Here is a 17319-nt window from a genome sequence, read left to right on the forward strand (position 1 = left end):
TTCGCGCCCCGAGAGAGCATTGCACCGAGCGCAAAGCCATCATTGCATCGAGCAGGCCGCGCGTTCTAGCCTCCTCGCATGGACGAGCTGGATGCGTGGGACACGTTGACATCCGCCGTGGACGGCCACGCCGTGCTCGGCATCGCCGCCGTGGCGCTGGGCATGGTGCTGTCGCCGGGACCGAATATGATCTACCTGGTGTCGCGCTCGATATCCCAGGGCCGCCGGGCCGGACTGGTCTCGCTGACGGGCGTCGCGACCGGCTTCCTGGTCTACCTGGTCGCGGTGACGGCCGGGGTGGCCGCCGTGTTCTCGGTGGTCCCGGTGCTCTACACCGCGATCAAGCTGGCCGGCGCCGGGTACCTGCTCTGGCTGGCCTGGAAGGCGGTCAAGCCCGGCGGAACGGCGGTCTTCGCCCCGCAGCAGCTGCCGCCGGACCCGCCGCGCCGCCTGTTCGCGATGGGCTTCCTGACCTGCCTGCTCAACCCCAAGATCGCCATCATGTACATCTCGCTGCTGCCCCAGTTCGTGGCGCCCGAGCGCGGCCACGTCGCCTTGCAGAGCCTGGTGCTGGGCCTGGTCCAGATCGTGATCGCGGTCACCGTGAACGGCCTGATCGCGATGACCGCCGGCGGCATCGCGAGCTTCCTCAACCGCCGCCCGGCCTGGCTGCGCGTCCAGCGCTACGTGATGGGCACCGTCCTCGCCGGTCTCGCGGTGCACATCGCCGCCGACCGGGCCAAGGCGGTCGCCGTCTAGCCGGCGCGGCTGACGGCCCGCAGCACCTCGTACCCCGCCTGCACGAACCGGCCGTTCAGCGCCGGCCCGGTGTTGGCCAGCGCGGCGACGGCGGCCGCGCCCTCCGGCGAGAAGCCGACGAAGGCGGTGAACCCCCGGGTGCCGCCGGAGTGGAAGTAGAGGTCCCGCCCGCCCGAGCGGCGGTGCATCCAGACCAGGCCGATCCGGTCGGTCGAACGCGGCAGCCGCAGCCTCAGGCGCTGGACGTCCCGCACCGCCGCCCCCAACTCGCCTTCCTCCCCGTTGAGGTGGAACCGCAGATAGCGCATCAGGTCGGCCCCGCTCGCCCGTATCGCACCCGCTCCCGGGAGCCCGGGAATGAGCCAGGGCGGCAGTGCCCGTCCGCGCCGGTACCCGGTCGCCCGCCCGGGGGAGTCGGGTGCGCAGCCTGTCGAGTGCAGCCCCAGCGGTCGGCAGACCCGTTCGGTGAGCAGCTGTTCGTACGGGAGCCCCGCGGTCTCGGCGAGCGACCGGCCGAGGAGTGCGACCCCGTAGTTGGAGTAGCCGAACCGGGTCCCGGGCCTGTCCCGCACGGTGGTTCGGGCCAGGGCCGCCCGCAACCGCTCGTCGCCGTACGCGGCGTACGGGTTGCTGAACCAGGCCGGTACGGCGCTGGCTAGCAGCCCCGGCGGCAGGCGGGGCAGGCCCGAGGTGTGGGTGGCCAGGTGTACCAGGCGGATCGGCTCGGTCGAACGGACGTGCACCGGGCGCCAGTTGCGCGGAAGCCGGTTCTCCACCGGCTCGTCCAGGGCGAGTTCACCGCGCGCGGCCATGTCGGCCAGCAGGAGCGCGGTGAAGGTCTTGGTCACCGAGCCGAGTTCGAAGACGGTGTCGGGGGTGCACGGCGGCGCGCCCGGTCGGCGCTCGGCGCGTCCGTGGCAGCGGATGTCCTCCTCGCCCCCGAGCGTCACGGCCACGGTGACCGCGCTGGCGTACGGTCCGGCGGCCCGCACCGCCGCCCCGACCGCGCGGTCGAGCTCGTTCACGCGCTGGCCGGTGTGCCGCCGAGGGCGCGCGACAGGGCGGTCGTGGCGGCCACCACGCCGACCACGGCGGTGTGTTCGTGCTCGCGGAAGGTGTCCTCGGGATCGTCGTAGACGGGGGTCGAGCCGTCCCGCGGAATCAGCCCGTCCGGCTGCTGGACCGCGGCCAGTGCCTCCCAGCCGGACCGTCCGGTGACCGGTTCCCCGATGCAGGAGTCGACGATGAGCAGTTCGCCGGCGAGGTCCCACTGCTCGATCTCCAGCCAGATGTCGAGCCAGACCGGCAGCCAGTCCCGCAGGTAGTCGCGCATCGGTTCGGGCAGGCACTCGGGCCGGGCGCCCCAGTCGGTGAGGTGGAAGACGGTGTGGGTGACGTAGTAGCCGATGACCCAGGCGATGGTCCACGGCTCGGAGAGGGCGCCGAGCCAGGTGGCCCGGGCCAGCGCGGGCCAGTCCGGCTGGGGTTGGAGCCCGGCGATCCGCCGGGCGTTGGCGAGGGCGAGCTGCCGGTTGCCCGGTATCTCGACGGCGTGCACGGAGCGGAGTCGGCCGAGCGAGTCGAGCAGGTCCTCCATGGCGGCGTGGCGGTAGCCGGCCCGGGCGAAGTGGGCGTAGGTCTCCAGCGGGTCGATCACGGTGACGTGCCGCAGCTGCCGCTCGTAGAGGAGGTCGCCGTCGCGGAGCTGGGACCAGGAGGCTTCCAGCAGCTCGCGTGCGAGCCGGGCGTCGTGCGGGCCGGCGACGCCGTCGCGCAGGACCAGGGAGGAGGCGAGCGCGGCCTCGCAGAGCGGCTTGTAGATGTCGTTCGGGTCGGCGAGGTCGATGATGGTGTTGTCCTCGAGCCGGTCGAAGCCGCCCAGGTGACCGGCGTGCAGCCAGGCCAGCGCCCGGGAGCCGAGCTGCTGGGCGGTGGCGAGCACCTGGGTGTCGGTCATCTCGAGGCCCCGTTCAGCAGGCGCCGGGCGATGGCGAGTTCGAGTTCGGAGCGGGCGGTCCCGTCGCCGATGAAGCCGATCCGGTCCAGGACGGGTTCGATCTCCAGCCGGACCGGCCGGCCGTCGGCGCGGGCCCAGCCGAGCCAGCGGGCGAGCCGGACGGCGGTGGTGGGGTCGCGTCGCAGCATGGCGCGGACCGTGCCGCGGGCGAGGTCGAGGGTGTTCGCGCGGGCCGCGTCGTGCACCGGTCCGTCCAGTCCGGGCAGGGCGAGCGCGGACAGCTGGGCCATCCGTACGGACCAGGTCTGCCAGCCGGCGGTCGCCGGGCCGGGCGGTGCCGGCGGCGGGGCGGTGACCGCGGCGGTGCCCCCGTGGGGTGTGGCGGCGAGGATCCGGACGGTCGCCCAGTCCTGCCAGCCGATCACCAGCGCGGCCTCCTCGGTGGCGGGGGCCGGTGCGGGCAGCGCCCGTCGGGCTTCGGCGAGCAGGGCGGCAGTGGCGTCGTCGGGACCGGATCCGGCGAGCAGCTGCGGCGCGAAGAGGTTCACGCCGAGCACTCGTGCGGCGGCCAGCAGCGGACGGCGTGTGGTGGTGTCCGGGTTCGCGGGGTCGGCGAGCGCGGCCGTACCCCCGCCGTCTCGAAGGGCGTCGAGGGTGCGGCCCGCCACTCGCTCGACCGCCGCGGCGTACTCGTCGCGAAGCGTGGTCTCGGCGAACGGCATGGTGGGGTGGTCCTCCTTCGGGAGGTTGGTCTCCGGCGCGGAGTCCCGCGGAGTCCTGGGCGGGGTGCTACGCGCCGGGGCGGAGTATCCGACTACCGGGTCGGCTTCTCCTTCGGCGGCTTCGGCGAAGCCAGCAGCAGGCCCGCCAGCAGGACGGCGCCGCCGGCTTCGGGCAGGTACGTGGGCGCGTCGGACACGACGGCCTCGTCCTCCACCATCAGGCTCGCGAGTGTCTCGGCCTCGGCGAGCGTCGCGCTGCGTGACGCCGAAGCGGTTTCGGTCCGGAACTGAGTAAGCATCAGATGTGCCTCCTCGCCTGGATTTCATCACCCGGTCGGGCGATGCCCCTGTCCGACACTACGAGCACGAACCGGTGCCTGCATCCGCAGCCCGCTGAGCTGGGACGTTGCCCTGGGTGTGGGCTCGGCTGCGGTGAGTCGGTACGGTCTGGGCATGACCACAGCCTTGATCACCGGCGCGACCGCCGGCATCGGAGCCGCCTTCGCCCGCCGGCTCGCCCGCAGCGGCTACCGGCTCGTCCTGGTGGCCCGCGACACCGAACGCCTGGAGCGCGCGAGCGCCGACCTGCAGCTCGAGTACGGCACGGAGGCCGAGGTGCTGACCGCCGACCTCGCCACCGAGGAGGGCATCGCCGCCGTCGAGGCCCGGCTTGCCGACACCGCCCGCCCGGTGGACCTCCTGGTCAACAACGCCGGCTTCGGCAACAAGGGCGCTTTCGGGACCGTCCCGCTCCAGGACGAGCTGGACATGCTGAAGGTGCACATCGAGGCCGTCCTGCGACTGACCACGGCGGCCCTGCCGGGGATGCGCGAGCGCGGCCGGGGCGCGATCGTGAACGTCGCCTCGGTGGCGGCCTTCCTGCCGCGTGGTACGTACGGGGCGAGCAAGGCGTGGGTGGTGAGCTTCACCCAGGGCGTGCTGCGCGACCTCGGCGGGACGGGCGTGCGGATGATGGCGCTGTGTCCGGGCTTCACTCGGACCGAGTTCCACCAGCGGGCGGGCATGGGTACCGGCAACATCCCCTCCTGGTCCTGGCTCTCGGCCGAGCGGGTGGTGAACGAGGCGATGCGTGACCTCGCCCGCGGTCGCTCGGTGTCCGTGCCGGGCAAGCGCTACAAGCTGGCCGTGGCGGTCGCCCGGGTGCTGCCGTCCGGCAAGCTCGGCGGCCTGTCCTCCAAGGCGGCGCGCACCTACCGCACGAACTGAGGCGGACGGGCGGCGGTCGGTCGGATCAGGTCGGGCGTCGGTCGGATCAGGTCGGGCGTCGGTCGGATCGGGTCGGGCGTCGGTCGGTCGGGCGGAGCCGGCTCCAGCGCGAGGGAACGGATACGAGGGAATAGAGCCACCCTCACTATTAGCTTGCCTAACTATGAGCTACTCTCGCTATGCTGGCGTCCGCCCGGCCGCTACACCCCCGTCCGCGCCCGTACCCCGGCGCGCCCGACCCAGGGAGGCCCGTACTTGAGGCCCGCCATCAACTGGACCCCGCCCGAACGCGCCGAGGGCGATCCCCGCCCGCCGGCCCAGTGGCGCCGCATCCTCGCACTGTTCCGCCCGTACCGGGGCCGACTGACCACGGTCGGGCTGCTGGTCGCCGCCTCCGCCGTGGTGTCCGTCGTCTCGCCGTTCCTGCTCAAGGCCGTGCTGGACACCGCCATCCCGCAGGGCCGCACCGGGCTGCTCAGCCTGCTCGTGCTCGGCATGATCCTCACCGCCGTCGTGAACAGCGTCTTCAACGTGCTGCAGACGCTGATCTCCACCACGGTCGGCCAGCGCGTCATGCACGACCTGCGCACCTCCGTCTACGGCCACCTGCAACGGCAGTCGCTGGCCTTCTTCACCCGCACCCGTACCGGCGAGGTGCAGTCCCGGATCGCCAACGACATCGGCGGCATGCAGTCCACGGTGACCTCCACTGCGACCAGCCTGGTCTCCAACCTCACCGCCGTGGTCGCCTCGATCGTCGCCATGGTCGCCCTCGACTGGCGGCTGACCGTGATCTCGCTGGTCCTGCTCCCGCTGTTCGTCTGGATCAGCCGCCGGGTCGGCCAGGAGCGCAAGAAGATCACCACCGAGCGGCAGAAGCAGCTGGCTGCGATGAGTTCGGCGGTCCAGGAGTCGCTGTCGGTCAGCGGCATCCTGCTCGGCCGCACCATGGGCCGTTCCGACTCGCTGGCCCGGGAGTTCACCGAGCAGTCCGACCAGCTCGCCGACCTCGAGGTGCGGTCCAGCATGGCCGGGCGGTGGCGGATGAACACCATCATGATCGTGATGGCCGCGATGCCCGCGCTGATCTACTGGGCGGCCGGACTGACCTCCGCCGCCGGTGCGCCGATCGTCTCGGTCGGCACCCTGGTCGCCTTCGTCACCCTCCAGCAGGGCCTGTTCCGCCCGACCGTCAGCCTGCTCTCCACCGGCGTGGACGTGCAGACCTCGCTCGCGCTGTTCCAGCGCATCTTCGAGTACCTCGACCTGCCGGTGGAGATCGCCGAACCGCCGAACCCCGTCACCCTGGCCGACATCCGCGGCGAGGTCCGCTTCGAGGCGGTCGACTTCCGGTACGACCCCGAGCAGGAGCGCCCGACCCTGGACGGCGTCGAACTCAAGGTCCCGGCCGGGACGTCACTGGCCGTCGTCGGCGAGACCGGCTCCGGCAAGACCACCCTCAGCTACCTGGTGCCGCGGCTGTACGACGTCACCGGCGGCCGGGTCACCCTGGACGGGGTGGACGTGCGCGAGCTGTCCTTCGACACCCTGGCCCGCGCGGTCGGCGTGGTCTCCCAGGAGACCTACCTCTTCCACGCCTCGGTCGCCGACAACCTGCGCTTCGCCAAGCCGGGTGCCAGCGACGCCGAACTGGTCGAGGCCGCCCGGGCCGCGCAGATCCACGACACCATCTCGGCCCTGCCGGACGGCTACGACACCCTGGTCGGCGAACGCGGCTACCGCTTCTCCGGCGGCGAGAAGCAGCGCCTCGCACTCGCCCGCACCATCCTGCGCAACCCGCCGGTGCTGATCCTGGACGAGGCCACCAGCGCGCTCGACAACCGCACCGAACGCGCCGTCCAGCAGGCCGTGGACACCCTGGCCGCCGGCCGGACCACCATCACCATCGCGCACCGGCTCTCCACCGTCCGCGCCGCCGACCAGATCGCGGTGCTCGACCGCGGCCGGGTGGTCGAACTCGGCACCCACGAGGAGCTGGTGGAACTGGACGGGCGCTACGCGGCGCTGCTGCGCCGGGAGACGCCGGAGGCGGCGTCGCTGTCGGACGCCGCCCTCGGTCACGCGTAGCGCGTCCCCGCTGGCCTCGCAGTCCGCGCCGGGTGGACGCGGCGCTCAGGCCGCCTTCGGGACCTCGTTGTAGTTCTCCGCGACCTCCTGGCCGGAGAGCCGCTGGATCGCCGCCATCACCTCGTCGGTCACCTGCCGACGGGCCTTCAGCGAACGGGCCTGCCCGTGCAGCTCGTCGAAGTGCAGCGGCTCGCCGAAGCGGACGGTGACCTTCTTGATCCGCGGGAGGCGCTTGCCCACCGGCAGGATCTGCTCCGGGCCCTCCAGGGCCACCGGGACCACCGGGACGCCCGCGGTCAGCGCGAGCCAGGCGACGCCCGTCTTGCCCCGGTAGAGCCGGCCGTCCAGCGACCGGGTGCCCTCGGGGTAGATGCCGAAGGCCTTGCCGTCCTCCAGGATCTCCAGCGCCGACTCCAGCGAGGCCTGAGCGGAACGGTAGGTGCCGCGCTCGACCGGAACGGCGCCGATCGACTCGAAGAAGCCCTTGGAGAGCCGCCCCTTGAGCCCGGTGCCGGTGAAGTACTCGGCCTTGGCCAGGAAGTGGACCCGGCGCGGAGCGGTGAGCGGGATCACCACGCTGTCGATGAACGACAGGTGGTTGCTGGCCAGGATCACCCCGCCCTTGCGCGGCACGTTCTCGATGCCCTCGATGGCCGGACGCCAGATCCCCCGTGAAACGGGTTTCAGCACCAGCCTGGTGGCGAGGTCGAGCACGGGTTCCCTCCCTGGACGAACGACCGCCCCGGAGGCGTCCGGGTCAGCAATCAGACCCGCAGACTACGACACCCACCCGGGCGCCCGTCCACTCCCGCCGACCGTGGCGAACACCACGGCCGGGTAGGGTACGGCCGTCCGAACCGAGCACCGCATTGCAGTACCCAGGAGGAACGATGGAGAGCGTCGAGGCCATCAAGGAGATGTTCGACCGTATCGACAAGAACGGCGACGGCAAGATCACCCCGGCCGAGTACGCGCTGGCCGCCAACGAGATGGGCGACCACAGCGTCACCCTCTCGATGGCCGAGGCGCTGGTCCACTCGATGGACACCCGCCACCAGGGCTACCTGGACTTCGAGGAGTTCCTGGCCGCCCGCCAGCGCTGAGCCCGGCCGGACGGGGCCGGTCGCCGTACCGGCGGCACCGGCCCCGTCCGGAGGCCCTCGCGGGTCCGCCCGGGGCGGCTGGGGCCCATGCGGGCCTAGTTGTCCGTGCGGTCGTCCGGTGCCACCGGGAACACCCGGCGCACCACCCGCTCCGCTGCCCCGCCGTCGTCCCAGACGCAGAACTTCTCCCGGAACCGCTTCCGCGCCTCCGGCTCCGGATCGCCCGCGCGCAGCGCCCGCGCCAGCCCGGCCGCGTCGACCGTGACCGCGCCCGGCGGCTCCGCGAACAGGTCGAAGTAGACGCCGCGTTCGCGCCGGTACTCCTCCCAGTCCGGGGCGAAGACGACCACCGGCCGGTCCAGCACCGCGTAGTCGAACATCATCGACGAGTAGTCCGTCACCAGCGCGTCCGCCGCCAGGTAGAGGTCCTCGACCACCGGGTGCGCCGACACGTCCACGATCTCCGCCGCGTCCTCACCGGCCGTCAGGTCGCCCGGGCCGTCGGTGTGGAAGTAGTGGGTGCGCACCAGCAGCGTGAACCGCGGGCCCAGTCGCCGGGCCAGCTCCGCGACGTCCAGCAGCGGCACGTAGCCGCCCTTGCCGCCGCGGTGGGTCGGCGCGTACAGCACCGACGTGGTGCCGGGCCGCAGCCCCAACCGCTCGCGCATGGCCCGGACTTCCGTCGGGGTGGTGGTGGCCAGCCGGTCGTTGCGCGGGTAGCCGGTGTCCAGCATCTCGTAGCGGCCGGGGAAGGCCCGGGTGAAGTGCTCGCTGGTGTGCGGGTTGGAGGAGACCAGGAAGTCCCAGCGGTCGACGGCCTCCTGCAGCCGGTCGAAGTCCATCCCCTCGGCGGCCTCGGGGCGGCCCCGCAGGTCCATGCCCATCGCCTTGAGCGGGGTGCCGTGCTGGGTCTGGACGTGCACCGTGCCCGGCCGCTTCGCCATCGTGCGCGGGAAGTTGACGTTGTTCACGAAGTACTTCGCGGTCGCCATCGCCTTGAGGTAGGCCGGGGTGTTGACGATCACGTACGGGACGCCGGGCGGCATCGCGTCGGCCTGCCGGCGGTTCTCCACCACCCACACGCCCCGGATCTGCGGGGCGAGTTCCCTCGCCTTCTCGTAGATCGCCGCCGGGCTGCACGCGTAACCCCGGTGCCAGTACGCGGCGTAGACCGCCAGGTGCTCGTCCAGCGGCAGGCGGCGGAACGCGTTGTACGCCGTGAACCGGGCGCCGCTGCGCACGCCCTTCTTCACCGCGGGGGCCACCGCCCGTGCCCCGCGCTTGAGTTCGCGCGGCAGCCGGCCGGTGCGGCGCAGCTCGGCGTAGGCGATCCGGGCGCCGCGCGCGGCCAGCCGGTACTGCACGCCGCGCACCCCGCCGGGGAAGCGGTAGTCGGCCGGGCGGTGTCGCTCGAAGTGCAGGGCGAGCCGGTGGAAGTAGTCCCTGCGCCGGTCGACGGGGACCAGCCCGGGGGTGTCGTAGACGTTCAGTGCCTGGCGGACGGTCCGGTCGAAGACCAGGGTGCGCAGCGACGGCGGGACGGGCCGGCCGGGGCCGTCCGGGCGCTCGCACCGGTCCAGGAAGGCGAAGATCGCGTCGTACTGGGCGAACACGTCGGCGTGCTTGGGGGAGGCGGTGGCGGTGATCGCGCCGTCCCGGCCGCGCCGGTAGTTGTAGCAGGGGCGGTCGAGGTAGCGCAGCCGCCGGGCGGCGAGCAGCGCGGGGTAGGTGACCGAGATGTCCTCGTAGTAGCCGCGGCCGAAGGCGACGCCGAGGCCCTCCAGGTAGGCGCGGCGGAACACCTTGTTCCAGACCGACATCACGGTCTGGAACAGCGCCGGGTGCTCGGCCACCGTGCAGCCCTCGGCGAGCGGGGAGCCGACCAGCACGTGCCGCCAGGGGTTGGGCTCGCTCCCGCCGTCCGGGTAGACGTGGGTGAAGTCGGTGAGCAGCACGTCGGCGGGCAGTTCGCGGCGGCGCTCCTGCGCCAGCTCGTCCAGGATCACGCCGACCGTGCGCTCGGGCAGCCAGTCGTCGCTGTCCACGAACCAGACGTACTCGCCGCGCACCCGCGGCAGGGCGGCGGCCCGGGCGCCGCCGAGGCCCTGGTTCTCGGTGAGGTGCATCACGTGCAGCCGGGGGTCGCGGGCGGCGTAGGCGTCCAGGATCGCGCCGGAGCCGTCGGGGGAGAGGTCGTCGACCGCGATCACCTCGAAGCGGGTCTCGGCGGCGGGGGTCTCGCCGAGGATCGAGTCGAGGCAGCGCGGCAGGTACCGCTCCACGCCGTGGACCGGGAGCACGATGCTGAGGAGGAGGGACACGCTGGCCGAGTCTACCGATCCACACGGTGCGACCTGCGGGGACGTCCGGCCGGGCGCAGCGGGCCGGGACGGCGGGCGGTCCGGGCGGTGGGACGGGTGGTTCGGGCGGTGCGGAGGGGGCGGCCCGGGGGGTGTGGTGGGACCTGGCCGGGCGGTGCGGCGGTAACGGTCCGGGCGGGCCCGGAACCGCCGGTGCCGGGCCCGAGCGGGGCGGCACCGGCAGTTGGGTGGCGGCCGGGCCGACCCTCTACGGCCGGCCGCCGGTCCGGGCACCGGGCGGGCCTGGCCACCGCAGCGTCGAGGTGGCCGGGCAGTGGCCCGCAGGAGCCGGAGTTCCTTCGAGTCCGAGCCATTCATGACTCGAACACACGAGTGGGTGCGGTGCAGGCACCTTCGTGTTGCCTCAGATATTGCTTGGAGGATTGGCGGGAGTCAATCCCTCGTATGTGTTCACTTCATGAACCCGGCCGCCCGCGGTTCGGCCACCGGTCGGTGATCGTTTTGTCGACCTTGCGACTGTCCCCTATATGGGGGCGATTCGTCGACACCGCCGGAAGTCCCGCCGGAAGAGCCGCTGGACGCCCGCCGGACGCCCCCTGCGCCCGGCGCACACGGCGCGAACGGGCGCCGGGTCCGCGCCTCCTGGCCCTGGTGACGGATGGCGGGTCGTGCACCATCATTGATGCCTAGTCGTGACCGCCCGAGCTGCCCCTGGTGCATCGTCAGTTGACGCCGCACGGTACGGTGGCACAACACCGAGGACGGTTGCGCGGAGGCCGTCCCACACGGATAGTCTTCGCCTCACGGCCCTGGCGCCTCGTAGGGGTGGGAAACTGATGGAACACATGCAAGTGCGGACTCGGCCCCGTGTGCCGGCGATCCAGTGCGGTGTCGGCGCGACCGGCCGCCGGATCGAGCGACACCTGGCCGTGCTCGGCGCACCCGCGCTCTCGGCGGTGGACACCGCCGAGGCGCTCGGGTTGATAAGGGAACTGACGCCGCGCGGCGCCGACGCCCCGGCGGCGGCCCGTCGTCGCCACACCCGGGTCTCGCTGCTGGCGCCGCTGCGCCGGCTGCGCCGGAGCCTCTTCGGCGGGCGCGGCTAAGGCCCTGGGACCAGGACCGCGGGCCTCGGCCCGGGTTCGGTTCCCGAACGACCCGACGGACCACCGGTCCGTCGGGTCGTCGGCGTATCCGGCGCCCGGAACCGCCGTTTTGGTCTGAACCTTTCACCCTACGCGAGGCCGCCGCCCCGGCGCGGGCAGTCGGCGAGGCAGTACGCCCGACCCGCTGACCTGGGTCAGGATGGCGCCATGGCGGACCACAACCACTCCACGTCAGCCGGGTCGACCGGGCCGTTCCAGACCACCACCCTGGAGATCACCACCGGCAGTCGCGAGGTCGCGCTGGACATCACCGACCGCTGCGCGGCCTTCCTCGACGAACGGGCCCCCGGGCGGGACGGACTGCTCAACATCTTCGTCCCGCACGCCACCGCGGGGATCGCCGTCCTGGAGACCGGATCGGGCAGCGACGACGACTTCCTCGCCACGCTGCGCGAACTGCTCCCGGCCGACGACCGCTGGCGCCACCGGCACGGCAGCCCCGGCCACGGACGGGACCACGTGGTGCCCGGCCTGGTCGCCCCGCACGCCACCCTGCCCGTGCTCGGCGGCCAACTGGCCCTGGGCGTCTGGCAGTCGGTGGTGCTGATCGACACCAACGGGGACAACCCGCGCCGCACCGTCCGGCTGTCCTTCCTCGGCTGAGCCGCGGCCCGGCGGCGGGTCAGGGCGGGGCCGGGTCGGGGCCGGCCGCCCTGGCGCGCCTAGGCCACGTGGCCGGCCACGGCCGCGAGGTAGCGCTCGATCGCCAGGTACTGGCAGAGCAGCGCGACCGGCCGGCCCAGCCGGGCGTACCAGGCGGACAGCCGGGAGAACGCGGCCACCTCGAACCACACCTCGCCCTCGGCGTCCATCGACACCAGGAACGACTCCTCCCCGCACTCCGGATGCCCCGGCAGCGTCCCGTACGCGAACCCGATCCGGTCCGGCTCCGACACCGTCCACACCACCCGGCAGGGGATCACCAGCCCCGGCCACCGGCTGCCCGGCAGGCTCAGCCGCAGCAGCACGGTGGCCCCGTCCCGGACCGGCCCGCCGGGGTACACCGCGAACCCGGTCCCCAACTGGCTGCCCCACCCGAGCACGTACCGCCCGGCCCGCTCCAGCACCTCCGGCCCCCGCCCGAGGTGCACCCGCCGCCGCAGGTGCCCGTACCCCTCCGGCAACCGCCCACCCCGGGTCGCCCCCACCTCCCGGTACGTGGGCGCGCCCGCCTGAGCAGCCCGCAACCGCCGCTGAAGATCCCCGACCCCGCCATCCGTGCCAACCATGCCGGCCACGCTAGCCCCCGCCCACGGGCCCGCCTTGCGGCGGGGTGGGGGTGGGGAGTAGGAAGGCGGCATGAGTGAGACCGGGACGGGCGGTGCCGTGGTGGGTGAGGAGGCGGCGGTGTGCGGGCCGGCGTCGGTGGGGGCGGCGGAGGCGGCGCTGCGGGAGGATCCGGCGGCGGAGGGGCCGCGGGCCGACTGCGTGCTGTGCGGTGAGCCGACGGTGCTGCCCGCGAACCAGCCGGGCAGCACCCTGTGCCCGACCTGCGCCTGGCAGCAGGCCCAGCGGATCGCCTGCTCGGGCTGAGCGGACTGGGCGGACTTGGCGGGGGCGGGCGTCAGGCGTCCTCCCGGCCGGCCAGGGCGAGGGTGGAGCCGTGGCGGCCCTTGCGGACCAGGAGCTGGGCGGGGATGCGGCTGCGGAGGTCGGCGACGTGGCTGACGATGCCGACGGCGCGGTCCCGTTCGCGCAGGCCGTCGAGGACGTCCATCACCTCCTCGAGGGACTGCTCGTCCAGGGTGCCGAAGCCCTCGTCGATGAAGAGGGTGTCCAGCGGCATGCCGCCCGCCTCGTCGGTGACCACGTCGGCCAGGCCGAGGGCGAGGGAGAGCGAGGCGAAGAAGCTCTCGCCGCCGGACAGGGTGGCGGTGTCCCGCTCGGTGCCCGTCCAGGCGTCCACGACGCGCAGCGCCAGGCCGGACCGCTTGTTGCCGGTGCCGCGGTCGTCGCTGTGGATCAGCGTGTAGCGGCCGCCCGACATCCGGACCAGCCGGTCACTGGCCGCCGCCGCGACCTGCTCCAGCCGGGCCGCGAGCACGTACGACTCCAGCCGCATCCGCAGCCGGTTCTCGGTGGAGGTGCCGGCGGCCAGGGCGGCGAGCCGGTTGATCCGGCCGTACCGCTCCAGCGCCGGGGCCAGCTCGGCGGCCAGCTCGCCCAGCCCGCGCCCGATCGCGGCCAGCGCCGCACAGCGCTCCTGGGCCGCCGACCGGGCCGCGTGCGCCCGGCCGAGCCGGTCGGTGGCGGCGGTGAGCGCGGCCGCGGCGGCGGGCAGGTCGACCGGCGGACGGGCCGCGGCCTCGGCCAGTTCGGGCAGCGCCAGCTCGTGCCGGACGGCGGCCGACTCCGCGCGGTGCCGCTCCAGCCGGGCCTCCAGCCGGTCCCGCTCCTCGCGCGGCAGCAGGACGGCGAGCGCCGCGCCGGCGTCCGGGAACCCGGCCGCGGCGGCGGCCTTGCCGAGTTCCTCCTCGGCCTCGCCGAGCCGGCCCCGCGCCTCCGCCGTCGCCCGCGCGGACGCGGCCACGGCGGCGACGGCCTCGGCGAGCCGGCCCAGCGTCCCGGCCCGGTCGGCGACCGAGGCCGCCGTGCCGCGCGCCGCCGCCACCTTGGCGGTCAGCGTGCGCTGCTCGTCGTCCAGGCTCTGCAGCCGGTCGGTGAGGACGGCGGCGCGCTCCTTGGCCTCGTTCAGCTCGTCCAGCCGGCGGGCGCGGTCCTGCGACAGCCGGGCGATCTCCCGGCCGACCCGGCCGAGCGCCTCCGCCTGCTGCAGGGTGGTGCGGTGCTCCTGCTCCAGCTCGGCGAGGGAGCGCGCGAGCACGTCCGTACCCTCCGGGCCGGCCGCACCGGTGGCGGTGGCCTCGCGCACCCGCAGCGCGGTCAGCGACCGGTCGGCCTCGCCCCAGAGCTTCTCGGCGGCGGCCTGGGCCCGGCCGGCCCGCTCCTCGTCCTCGGCGCTCACCCGGGCGCCGTCGGCGGCCTCGGCGGGCGCCGGGTGCTCGGCCGAGCCGCAGACCCGGCAGGCCTCGCCCGAGCGCAGCTGCCGGGCCAGCTCGGCGGCCATGCCCGCCAGCCGGCGGTCCCGCAGGTCCAGGCTGAACTCGCGGGCGTCCAGCGCGGCCGTGCGCAGCTCGGCGACCCTCGGCTCGGCGGCCGCGATCTCGGCCCGCAGGCCGTCCCGCTCCCGGGCCGCGCCCAGACGCATGGTCAATTCGGCCCGCTGCCCGTCCAGTTGCTCGACCCGGGCGCTCGCCGTCCGGGCCAGCTCCTGCCGCTCCTCCAGGCGGGCCAGCTCGCCGTCGAACTCGGCCAGCCAGTCCTCGGCCTCCTCGGCCCGCTCCTCCGCGCCGCGCCGCTCCCCGGTCAAGGAGAGCTGCTCGCGGGCGAGTTCGGCGCAGCGACGCTCCTCCGCCCGGGCCGCCTCCAGCCGGACCACCTCGGCGCGCAGCCGCAGCTCGGCCTCGGCCAGCTCGGCGGCCCCGGCCCCGGCCTCGGCACCGGCCGGGAGGTGCTCCCCGAGGTCCGCACGGGCGAGCGCCTCCCGGCGCCGCTGCTCCGTCTCCCGTGCCCGCCCGAGCGCCTCGGCGGCGTTCTCCCGCAGGCGCAGCGCGGACTCCACGCCGACCGCCTCCTGGGCGGCGGCGAGCCGCTGCCGGTCCCGTGCCGCGGCCGGTTCGAAGCCGGCCAGCCGTTCGGCCTCGGCCAGTGCCTCGCGGTGCCGGCGCTGCCGACCGGCCAGCTCCTCGGCGCCCTCACGTTCGCGCTGGGCCGCCCGCTGGGCCGCCTCGGCACCCGCGAGGGCGGCCTCGGCGACGGCGAGCTGTTCGGCCGCACCGCTGCGCAGGATCGCCGCCCAGCCGAGCAGCCCGGCGGCCAGGTCGGCGTCGCCGTCCTCGGCCGGCACCCACGCCCCGGCGGGCTCGGCTCCGGGGCCGGCGGCCTGCTCGGCCTTGCTGGCGAGGTCGCGCAGGCGCCGCCGCCCGGCCTGGACGGCCGTCTCCTGGGTGCGGCGCCGGTCGGCGAGCCAGGCCTCGACGTGCCCGTAGCGCTCGGTGTCGAACAGCCGGCGCAGCAGCTTGCCGCGCTCCTCGGAGTCCCCCTTGAGGAACCGGGCGAAGTCGCCCTGCGGCAGCAGCACCACCTGGCAGAACTGCTCGCGGCTCATGCCGATCAGCCGGTGGATCTCCTCCCCGGCCTCCTGGTGCGACTTGCTGACCGGCCGCCAGCCGGGCGCGCCGTCGCCCGCGTCGGCGGCCCACTCGCGCAGCAGGGTCTGCGGCCGCTCGACGGTGGTGCCGGTGCCGACCTTCTTCGGCCGGCGCTGCTCGGGCAGCCGGGTGATCTGCAGCCGCCGCCCGCCCAGCGTCAGCTCCAGCTCGACCTGGGTCAGCCGCTTGGGGTCGGCGTGGTCGCTGCGCAGCCGGTTGGCCCGGCGGGCGTTCGGCGTCTCGCCGTACAGCGCGAAGCAGACCGCGTCCAGCACGCTGCTCTTGCCCGCGCCGGTCGCCCCGCGCAGCAGGAACAGCCCGCCGGCGGCGAGCGCGTCGAAGTCCACCGTCTCGCTGCCCGCGAACGGGCCGAAGGCGGTGACGGTGAGCCGGTGCAGCCTCATCGGGGCAGGTCCGCCTTCCGGTCGGCGTCCTCGCGGACCTGCTCGAAGCCCTCGCGCAGCCAGCCGAGCTCGTCCGGCTCCGGCTCGGCCCCGGGGCGGACGTGCCGCAGGAAGCCCTCGGCGATCTCCAGGTCCTCCCGGCCGCTGACCCGGGAGGCGTACGACCGGGACGGCTCGGCCCCGCCGTCCTCGGGGTCGAACAGCAGCTGGAGGGTGTGCGGGAAGCGGCGGCGCAGCTTCTCCATCGGCTCGCTCGGGCGGGCCGCGTCGGTGAGCGTGGCCTGTACCCAGGACTGCTCGTCCTCGGTGTACTTCTCGTCGGTGAGCAGCGCCTCCAGCGTGTCGCGCAGGGTGGCGAGGGGGCGCGGCTGCGGGCAGTCGACCCGCTCGGCCGCCACCGAGCCGTCGGCGGCGAGGTCGACCAGCCACATGGTCTTGCGCTGGCGCACCTCGGAGAAGGAGTAGGCGAGCGGGGAGCCGCTGTAGCGCAGGTGCGGGGCGAGCGTCTGGCAGCCGTGCAGGTGGCCGAGCGCGGCGTAGTGCACCCCGTCGAACACCGAGGCCGGGACGGAGGCCACCCCGCCGACGGCGATGTCCCGCTCGCTGTCGGTCTCCTTGCCCCCGGTGACGAAGGCGTGCGCCAGCACCACCGCCCTGGTCCCCTCCGGGCGGGCCGCCAGGTCGGCCCGGACCTGCTCCATCGCCGCGCCGAGCACCGCCGCGTGCCCGCCCCTGGCCAGCCCGAACCGCTCGCGGACCAGGGTCGGCTCCAGGTACGGCAGCCCGTACACGGCCACCGGTCCGTGCTCGTCCGCCAGCAGCACGGGCTCGGCGCACCCGTCGGGATCCGTCCGGAGGTGGATCCCGGCCCGCCCGATCAGGCCGGCGCCGACCCCGAGGCGGCGGGCCGAGTCGTGGTTGCCGCTGATGAAGACCGTGGGGACCTCGAGGTCCGCCAGCCGGTGCAGCACGTCGTCGAACAGCGCGACCGCGTCCAGGCTCGGCAGCGCCCGGTCGTACACGTCCCCGGCGACCAGCACGGCGTCCACGCCCTCGGACCGGACCACGTCCACGAGGTGGTCCAGGAAGGCGCGCTGGGCGTCGTGCAGGCTCTCCCGGTGGAACGAGCGCCCGAGATGCCAGTCGGAGGTATGCAGCAGTCGCATGGTCCCCGACCCTAACGCCCGGCACCGACAATCCCGGTGTGCTCGGTGGCCACGGGGGTTGCCGGGCCGAAGGGGGCGGGCGGAGGGGCGGGTGGAAGCGGGCGGAGGGTGGACCGGGGGGTGGATGGAGGGTGGATCGGGGCGTGGATCGGGGCGTGGAGGGAGGGCGCATTTTTGCCCCTTGGCCTGCTGTGA

At 74.3% G+C, this 17319-nt stretch carries 16 protein-coding genes; 7 read left to right on the forward strand and 9 right to left on the reverse strand.

Annotation, left to right across the window (positions count from 1 at the left end; translation table 11 throughout):
- Nucleotides 1–78 precede the first annotated feature (78 nt).
- Nucleotides 79–759, forward strand: coding sequence for a LysE family translocator (locus tag ACFVXG_RS05230; protein ID WP_387924489.1), 681 nt, complete (start codon nucleotides 79–81; stop codon nucleotides 757–759).
- On the opposite strand, the gene ACFVXG_RS05235 is transcribed toward ACFVXG_RS05230, so the two are convergent.
- The 4 genes from ACFVXG_RS05235 to ACFVXG_RS05250 all read right to left on the reverse strand — a co-directional run bounded on the left by ACFVXG_RS05235 (nucleotide 756) and on the right by ACFVXG_RS05250 (nucleotide 3737).
- The gene (locus ACFVXG_RS05235) at nucleotides 756–1784 is read right to left on the reverse strand and encodes a serine hydrolase domain-containing protein (RefSeq protein ID WP_387924490.1); all 1029 of its coding nucleotides are present in this window, start codon (nucleotides 1782–1784) and stop codon (nucleotides 756–758) included. The two genes, ACFVXG_RS05230 and ACFVXG_RS05235, sit on opposite strands and share 4 nt — an antisense overlap.
- On the reverse strand, nucleotides 1781–2716 hold the full coding sequence (locus ACFVXG_RS05240; protein WP_387924492.1) for a DUF6895 family protein: 936 nt from the start codon (nucleotides 2714–2716) through the stop codon (nucleotides 1781–1783). The genes ACFVXG_RS05235 and ACFVXG_RS05240 overlap by 4 nt, the downstream gene beginning before the upstream one ends.
- Entirely contained in the window at nucleotides 2713–3438 is a 726-nt protein-coding gene (locus ACFVXG_RS05245; protein ID WP_387924494.1) for a hypothetical protein, read from the reverse strand. The genes ACFVXG_RS05240 and ACFVXG_RS05245 overlap by 4 nt, the downstream gene beginning before the upstream one ends.
- Nucleotides 3439–3530: 92 nt before the next feature.
- Nucleotides 3531–3737 carry a hypothetical protein gene (locus tag ACFVXG_RS05250; RefSeq protein ID WP_387924496.1) on the reverse strand — a complete coding sequence of 69 codons (207 nt, stop codon included), beginning with the start codon at nucleotides 3735–3737 and terminating at the stop codon, nucleotides 3531–3533.
- 154 nt (nucleotides 3738–3891) lie between these two features.
- Here ACFVXG_RS05250 and ACFVXG_RS05255 point away from each other — a divergent pair, with 154 nt between their 5' ends.
- Together ACFVXG_RS05255 and ACFVXG_RS05260 are read left to right on the forward strand one after the other, a co-directional pair.
- Complete coding sequence (locus tag ACFVXG_RS05255) at nucleotides 3892–4665, forward strand: SDR family NAD(P)-dependent oxidoreductase (RefSeq protein WP_387924498.1); 774 nt, start codon at nucleotides 3892–3894, stop codon at nucleotides 4663–4665.
- A 255-nt stretch (nucleotides 4666–4920) separates the two neighbouring features.
- Nucleotides 4921–6753 carry an ABC transporter ATP-binding protein gene (locus ACFVXG_RS05260; RefSeq protein WP_387924500.1) on the forward strand — a complete coding sequence of 611 codons (1833 nt, stop codon included), beginning with the start codon at nucleotides 4921–4923 and terminating at the stop codon, nucleotides 6751–6753.
- Between the two features lie 45 nt (nucleotides 6754–6798).
- Here ACFVXG_RS05260 and ACFVXG_RS05265 read toward each other — a convergent pair whose 3' ends face one another.
- Nucleotides 6799–7467, reverse strand: a complete 669-nt coding sequence (locus tag ACFVXG_RS05265; protein ID WP_387924501.1) for a lysophospholipid acyltransferase family protein — start codon at nucleotides 7465–7467, stop codon at nucleotides 6799–6801.
- Between the two features lie 176 nt (nucleotides 7468–7643).
- On the opposite strand from ACFVXG_RS05265, the gene ACFVXG_RS05270 reads away from it, so the two are divergent.
- A complete protein-coding gene (locus ACFVXG_RS05270; protein ID WP_387924502.1) occupies nucleotides 7644–7856 on the forward strand; it encodes an EF-hand domain-containing protein in 213 nt (70 codons plus the stop codon).
- A 95-nt stretch (nucleotides 7857–7951) separates the two neighbouring features.
- Here the strand turns inward: ACFVXG_RS05270 and ACFVXG_RS05275 are convergent, their stop codons facing one another.
- A complete protein-coding gene (locus tag ACFVXG_RS05275) occupies nucleotides 7952–10177 on the reverse strand; it encodes a CDP-glycerol glycerophosphotransferase family protein (protein ID WP_387924504.1) in 2226 nt (741 codons plus the stop codon).
- An 836-nt stretch (nucleotides 10178–11013) separates the two neighbouring features.
- Between ACFVXG_RS05275 and ACFVXG_RS05280 the strand changes: the two genes are divergently transcribed.
- On the forward strand, nucleotides 11014–11283 hold the full coding sequence (locus tag ACFVXG_RS05280; RefSeq protein ID WP_387924505.1) for a hypothetical protein: 270 nt from the start codon (nucleotides 11014–11016) through the stop codon (nucleotides 11281–11283).
- Nucleotides 11284–11490: 207 nt separating this feature from the next.
- Entirely contained in the window at nucleotides 11491–11946 is a 456-nt protein-coding gene (locus ACFVXG_RS05285) for a YjbQ family protein (RefSeq protein ID WP_387924507.1), read from the forward strand.
- Nucleotides 11947–12005: 59 nt separating this feature from the next.
- Here ACFVXG_RS05285 and ACFVXG_RS05290 read toward each other — a convergent pair whose 3' ends face one another.
- Complete coding sequence (locus ACFVXG_RS05290) at nucleotides 12006–12572, reverse strand: DUF1990 family protein (RefSeq protein WP_387924509.1); 567 nt, start codon at nucleotides 12570–12572, stop codon at nucleotides 12006–12008.
- Between the two features lie 70 nt (nucleotides 12573–12642).
- Here ACFVXG_RS05290 and ACFVXG_RS05295 point away from each other — a divergent pair, with 70 nt between their 5' ends.
- Nucleotides 12643–12876, forward strand: a complete 234-nt coding sequence (locus ACFVXG_RS05295) for a hypothetical protein (RefSeq protein ID WP_387924510.1) — start codon at nucleotides 12643–12645, stop codon at nucleotides 12874–12876.
- A gap of 31 nt (nucleotides 12877–12907) precedes the next feature.
- On the opposite strand, the gene ACFVXG_RS05300 is transcribed toward ACFVXG_RS05295, so the two are convergent.
- Both ACFVXG_RS05300 and ACFVXG_RS05305 read right to left on the reverse strand, forming a co-directional pair.
- Nucleotides 12908–15958 (reverse strand): AAA family ATPase, encoded by a 3051-nt coding sequence (locus tag ACFVXG_RS05300; RefSeq protein ID WP_387924512.1) that lies wholly within the window; start codon nucleotides 15956–15958, stop codon nucleotides 12908–12910.
- A complete protein-coding gene (locus ACFVXG_RS05305; protein WP_387924514.1) occupies nucleotides 15955–17124 on the reverse strand; it encodes an exonuclease SbcCD subunit D in 1170 nt (389 codons plus the stop codon). The genes ACFVXG_RS05300 and ACFVXG_RS05305 overlap by 4 nt, the downstream gene beginning before the upstream one ends.
- Nucleotides 17125–17319: the final 195 nt, after the last annotated feature.

It is taken from the genome of Kitasatospora sp. NPDC058162 (assembly GCF_042884005.1).
GTDB lineage: Bacteria > Actinomycetota > Actinomycetes > Streptomycetales > Streptomycetaceae > Kitasatospora.